This is a genomic window from Mycobacterium sp., assembly GCF_044342925.1.
Lineage (GTDB): Bacteria > Actinomycetota > Actinomycetes > Mycobacteriales > Mycobacteriaceae > Mycobacterium.
Genome location: NZ_JBIIOV010000198.1, coordinates 1 through 5578, shown reverse-complemented (window position 1 = coordinate 5578; position 5578 = coordinate 1). Strand labels below are relative to the sequence as shown.

Annotated in this window: 5 protein-coding genes; 3 read left to right on the top strand and 2 right to left on the bottom strand. The window is 66.2% G+C overall.

Features of this window, described 5'->3' with window-relative positions:
- Positions 1-122: 122 nt before the first annotated feature.
- On the bottom strand, positions 123-1472 hold the full coding sequence (locus ADBZ6I_RS15700) for a DEAD/DEAH box helicase (RefSeq protein WP_526385454.1): 1350 nt from the start codon (positions 1470-1472) through the stop codon (positions 123-125).
- 571 nt (positions 1473-2043) lie between these two features.
- Here ADBZ6I_RS15700 and ADBZ6I_RS15695 point away from each other — a divergent pair.
- Positions 2044-3321, top strand: coding sequence for a L,D-transpeptidase (locus ADBZ6I_RS15695; RefSeq protein ID WP_526385452.1), 1278 nt, complete (start codon positions 2044-2046; stop codon positions 3319-3321).
- Positions 3322-3504: 183 nt separating this feature from the next.
- Positions 3505-4410 (top strand): alpha/beta fold hydrolase, encoded by a 906-nt coding sequence (locus ADBZ6I_RS15690; RefSeq protein ID WP_526385450.1) that lies wholly within the window; start codon positions 3505-3507, stop codon positions 4408-4410.
- A gap of 49 nt (positions 4411-4459) precedes the next feature.
- On the opposite strand, the gene ADBZ6I_RS15685 is transcribed toward ADBZ6I_RS15690, so the two are convergent.
- Positions 4460-5152, bottom strand: a complete 693-nt coding sequence (locus ADBZ6I_RS15685) for a crotonase/enoyl-CoA hydratase family protein (protein ID WP_526385448.1) — start codon at positions 5150-5152, stop codon at positions 4460-4462.
- A gap of 229 nt (positions 5153-5381) precedes the next feature.
- On the opposite strand from ADBZ6I_RS15685, the gene ADBZ6I_RS15680 reads away from it, so the two are divergent.
- Positions 5382-5546 (top strand): hypothetical protein, encoded by a 165-nt coding sequence (locus ADBZ6I_RS15680; RefSeq protein ID WP_526385446.1) that lies wholly within the window; start codon positions 5382-5384, stop codon positions 5544-5546.
- The last annotated feature ends 32 nt before the right edge of the window (positions 5547-5578 follow it).

Here is a 5578-nt window from a genome sequence, read left to right as displayed (position 1 = left end):
ACCATGGTCTTGCGACAGGCGGCCGGCCGCCATGTCCACGACTTGGAGTGCGGAACTCCGACCTACGAGGCGGCCGAACGGATCGTCGCCGCCGCGCGGGCCGAAAGCATGGCCTGGTCGGGTTAGGCGGAAGCCACCCCTGCGCCGCGAGAAGCCCTGCGGCGGTTGCCCGGCCGTGACATCGAAGCGCCGCGGCGTGCCTGTCCACCGTGGGAGCCGCCGGTTGAGCCGCCGTTGGAGCGACGCGGTTGCGCGGCGCGGGGCGGGGCCTGCTGGACGATCTTCGGAGCCTGGAAAGGCGCGATCTCCCCGACCAGATCGAGCACCGCGGCGGAGTCCGCCGCCACCGCCTGCGGGGCGGCCGTGATCCCGGCCTTACGCAGCAACACCTGAGTGTCCTTGCGCTGTTCGGGAAGCACCAGCGTGACGACGTCGCCGCTGCGTCCGGCGCGGGCCGTGCGGCCTGATCGGTGCAGGTAGGCCTTGTGCTCGGCTGGCGGGTCGATGTGCACCACCAGCTCGACGTCATCGACGTGGACGCCGCGGGCGGCGATATCGGTGGCCACCAGCACCCGGGCGCTCCCGTCGGTGAAGGCCGCCAGGTTGCGGTCACGGGCCGGCTGGGACAGGTTCCCGTGCAGGTCCACCGACGGAATGCCCGACTCGGTGAGTTGCTTTGCCAGCTTGCGGGCCTGGTGTTTGGTGCGCATGAACAGGATTCGCCGTCCGCTCCCGGATGCGAGCGTCCGCACCAGATCCTTCTTGGCTTCGACCCCTGCCACATGGAACACGTGGTGGGTCATCGCCGCGACGGGGGAGTTCTGGCTGTCGACGGAATGCGACACCTCGTTGGCGAGGAATCGGGTGACGAGTTTGTCGACGCCGTTGTCCAGCGTTGCGGAGAACAGCAGCCGCTGGCCCCCCTTCGGGGTGGCGGCCAGGATGCGGGTGACGCCGGGCAGAAAGCCCAGGTCGGCCATGTGATCGGCCTCGTCGATCACGGTGATGCGCACGGCCTCCAGGCTGATCAGCTTCTGGCGCATCAAGTCCTCGAGCCGGCCCGGGCAGGCCACCACGATGTCGGCGCCGGATTGCAGGGCTTTGACCTGCCGGCCCTGCGGGACCCCGCCGAAGATCGTCGTGACGCGAAGGCCGCAAGCGGTAGCCAGCGGTTCCAGCGTCGCAGTGATCTGGGTGGCCAGTTCGCGGGTCGGCGCCAGCACCAGTCCCACCGGCCGGTTCGGGCGGCCCTTGTTGTCGGCCAGTCTCGCCACCAGCGGGATGGAGAAGGCCAGCGTCTTGCCGCTACCGGTCTTGCCGCGGCCCAGTACGTCGCGTCCGGCCAGGGTGTCGGGGAGGGTGGCTGTCTGGATCGGGAAGGGTTGAGTCAGGCCGCTCTCGGTGAGAGCTCGCACCAGGAGTGCGGGTACGCCGAGATCGGAAAAAGTCGAGGTGGTGTTCGGTGTCGTCATGTGAGGTGTGCCTTTCCGGCATCGGTTGTGCCGGGCGCGGATGACGGTCGTCGGTGCGCAAGCCCCAGCACAGGGTTGGGCGAGATTGCCAGTGGGCAATATCGATCGCCGCGAGACGTGTTGCGCTGGTAGGCGCGAATCAATCGAAAGAAACGCTGTGGCCCAGGAAAGATGTAGGAAAGATGCAGGAAAGATGCAGGGCAGCGTCGCAAGGAGTGAAGTCGTTCCACGACGTATTGGCATCACAGGCGTGAAGCCAACGTTGGCTTGAGTGTAACAGGCGTCAATTCCGACGCACTGACACACGCTGTGATCGCTTCGTCTCAGCAAATCGGCCCCGGTGCTCTAGCCGCTGGACTGGAAGCCGCTGCCAGCATCGACGCGCAGAGTCGTGCGTCACGTCACATCACTGTGCTAAATGAAGGCTCCGGTGCGCCGCTCGCTGGGTTCTCTCCAGCGTCGGGCTGTGACTATGATTTGGGTCGTCAACGGTGACGTCTGACCCTTCGACGACTGTCCTGGAGTATTTGTGACCCTTTCTCGTCGCGCACGGACGACAAGTCTCGCGGCCGTGGCGTTGCTGTGCGGTGGGCTGGCCAGCGACGTCGCTGGGCTGCCGGGTTGCCATGAGGGCTGCAAGACCGCTTCCGCCACCGCTGCGGCCCCGGTGATCCCGACCCCTGCGAAGCCGCCCGTGGTCGGTCTCTCGCCCTTCGACGGCGCCGAAGGAATCAGCCCGTTGCGCAAGCCGGTGGCTGACGTCATCAACGGCAAGATCACCGGCGTCTCGCTCACCGACGACTGGGGCAATGAAATTCCGGGTCTGATCGGCGACGGCGGGACGTCGTGGTCGCCCACTGAGCGACTCCAGTTCGCCCGGACCTACACCATGACGGTCAACAGCAAGAGCGACGCCGGCCTCCCGCTCTCTCGCACCAGCACCTTCAGCACCTTGGTGCCCGACAACTACATCCACCCCTACATCGAGGTGCAGGGTGGCTTCGCCCCGAACCCCGACGTCCGGTACGGCGTCGGCACCATCGTGATCGCACACTTCGATGAAGCGGTCCAGGACAAGGTGCTGGCTGAGAAGAACATGCTCGTGCGCACCGACCCGCCGGTGGCAGGCTCCTGGAACTGGATCAGCGATTCCGTGGCCCACTGGCGCCCCGAGCACTACTACAAGCCGGGCACCCGGATCAACGTCGACCTCAACGTGTTCGGGCTCAAGCTCGGCGACGGCCTGTACGGCCAGTCCGACGCTCACGCCACCATCAACATCGGCGACGCGCGCGTGGCCGTCGCCAACGACATCACCAAGCAAGTCAGCGTCTTCGACAACGGTCGGCTGGTGCGGACGATGCCGACCTCGATGGGGCGCGGCGGGACGACGTTGGTGGCCGGCAAGACCTTCCATTGGTGGACCCCGCCGGGCATCTACACCGTGCTGGACAAGGGCGAGGTCGTCACCATGGACTCGCAGACCTACGGCATCCCGCCGGGCAACGCCGACAGCTACAAGCGCAAGATCGGCTGGGCCACCCGAATCAGCACCGACGGGATTTATCTGCATCAACTCGACGACACGCTGTGGGCGCAAGGCAACACCAACCTCTCGCACGGTTGCCTGAACCTGAGCGGCGAGAACGCCAAGTGGTACTTCAACTTCGTCCAGCCTGGCGACATCGTCGAGGTTCGGTACACCGGTGGCCCGCCCCTGACCATCGCCGAGGGTGGCAGCTGGGGCGTGCCGTGGAAGGACTGGGTGAAGGGCAGCGCTCTGTCGCCCGATCATGCCGCGCTGCCGCCTCCGCCGAAGGTCGAGACCCTCACCGCTCCCGGCCCTTAAGTCTTGTTGCGCTGCGCTTCCGGCAAACACATGGCACGATCACGTCCAGACCGAAGCCGGCGAGGACCCGGAGTTCTTCGCCGAGGACGCTGCGCTGCCCGGGCCACCTGGACGGCGATATCTGGTCGCGGCGGCGGGTTGCCGCCGCGGCTGACGGTGAGATCTCTGCGTAGATTCAAGGGCGTGGACTTCCTACGCACCCCGGACTCCCGGTTCGACGGTCTGCAGGGCTACTCCTTCGCGCCGCTCTACGTCGACGTCGCCGCCCGCGGTTGTCCGGCGTTGCGGATGCACTACGTCGACGAAGGTCCCCGCGACGGAACCCCGGTGGTCCTGTTGCATGGCGAGCCGACGTGGAGTTACCTCTACCGCAGCATGATTGGCCCGCTGGTTGACGCCGGGCACCGGGTCCTGGCGCCGGACCTGATCGGCTTCGGCCGGTCCGACAAACCCACCCGGATGCAGGACTACACCTACCAGCGTCACGTGGACTGGATCAGCCTATGGATCGACCGGCTGGATCTGCACGACATCACCGCCGTGGTCCAGGACTGGGGCTCGCTGATCGGTTTGCGGATCGCCGCCGAGCAACCCAACCGTTTCGCAAAGCTGTTGGTCGCCAACGGTTTTCTGCCCACCGCCGACCGGCCGACCCCGCCGGCTTTCCGGATCTGGCGCGCTGTCGGCAAGTACTCGCCGTGGCTGCCTGCCGGCTGGCTCGTCGACGCCGGCACCGTCTCGAGGCTGTCGTCCGCGGTGCGCGCCGGGTACGACGCCCCGTTCCCGGACAAGCGTTATCAGGCCGGCGCCCGCGCCTTCCCGCAGTTGGTTCCCACCTCGCCGAACGATCCGGCCGTGCCTGCCAATCGTGCGGCGTGGGAGGTTCTGGGCCGCTGGACCAAACCCGTGCTGTGCGTGTTCGGCAGCCGCGATCCGATCCTCGGTAAGGCCGACCGCGCCTTGATCCGCCACATCCCCGGGGCGGCTGGTCAGCCGCACGCCCGCATTCGCGCCGGGCACTTCATTCAAGAGGACGCCGGGCCGGAACTGGCCCGGCGCCTGCTGCAGTGGGAAGCGGCGTCCTTCTGATTTCGGTGCGATTTCGTGCGCTCACCGCACGAAATCGCCCCGAAACGGATCAGAGCCCGAACTCGGTGTGGATGTTGTCGATGCCGTGCCGGATCGCGTCCAGTGTTTCCTGCCGGGCGCGCATCTTGCAGCCGTAATGCGCGCGGGCATCCAAGGTGGTCGCGAATTCGTGGGCCGCCTCGCATGCGCGCTCGAGAACCAGGTTCGGCATCGCCAGCTCGTCAACCCAGCCGCCGGCCAGCGCGGTGTCGCTGAGGAAGGTCTTGGCCAGGCCGGCCGCCTGCTGGTAGGCCGAACGCGTCAGCCGCAGCTTCATGATCTCCAGGGCCGGATAGGGCAGGACCATTCCGATCGCCACTTCGTTGGCCTGGAAGTTGTAGCCCGGCGCGGCGATTCGGTGGTCGGTGCTGCAGGCCAGGAACGACCCCATAGCGATGGCGTGGCCGGTGCAGGCCGCCACAACAGGCTTGCGGAACGACAGCAACCGGTGGGACAGCTCGAAACCGGCCTTGAGCATGTCTATGGCTGCCTGGACATCCCCGGACCGGAAAACCTTCAGGTCGAACCCGCCGCTAAACACCCGATTGTTGCCGGCGATCACCACGGCGCCGGCGTCCTCGGCCTCGGCTTGGTCCAGGGCCTTGTTGATCTCGGCCAGCATGGCCGGACCCAGGGCGTTGACCTTGCCGTCGTCCATCGTGATGACCGCGATCGCTTCGTCGCGGCGGTAATTCACGCTCATCGGTGCTCCTTAGTCTCGTATGGTGACAAGAGGTTACCCAGCAGGTGCGGACGATTGTCGCCGACTGCGATCACGTTGCTCGACGAATTTGGCGTACAATGTCCGAAAGTTCGAAAGCGGCACCGCCTTGGCTCCCCGCGCTTTGCGTGGCTCTTGATCCACTGAAAGTTTGCATGTGTCTTTAGGCGATATCGATATATTTCTGTCCCTCGGGGGCCTACTCGCGGGAATGCTCGTCGGGCTCACCGGCATGGGCGGCGCGCTGATCGTAACTCCGATGCTCGTCCTGGTTTTTGGAGTGCCGCCGGCTGCGGCGATTTCGATGCTCCTATTCGTGTCAAGCGGCCTTGAGCCAGTTTCTGTAGGTGTCGGCGAAGGTGTCGTCGCGCTGTAGGCCGCGTTCGATGCGGGAGATGACGGTGGGCC

Bases quoted from the DNA above. Each gene is read 5' to 3' on its own strand.
- ADBZ6I_RS15700 (WP_526385454.1), bottom strand. From the start codon at position 1,472: ATGACGACACCGAACACCACCTCGACTTTTTCCGATCTCGGCGTACCC.
- ADBZ6I_RS15685 (WP_526385448.1), bottom strand. From the start codon at position 5,152: ATGAGCGTGAATTACCGCCGCGACGAAGCGATCGCGGTCATCACGATG.
- ADBZ6I_RS15680 (WP_526385446.1), top strand. From the start codon at position 5,382: ATGCTCGTCGGGCTCACCGGCATGGGCGGCGCGCTGATCGTAACTCCG.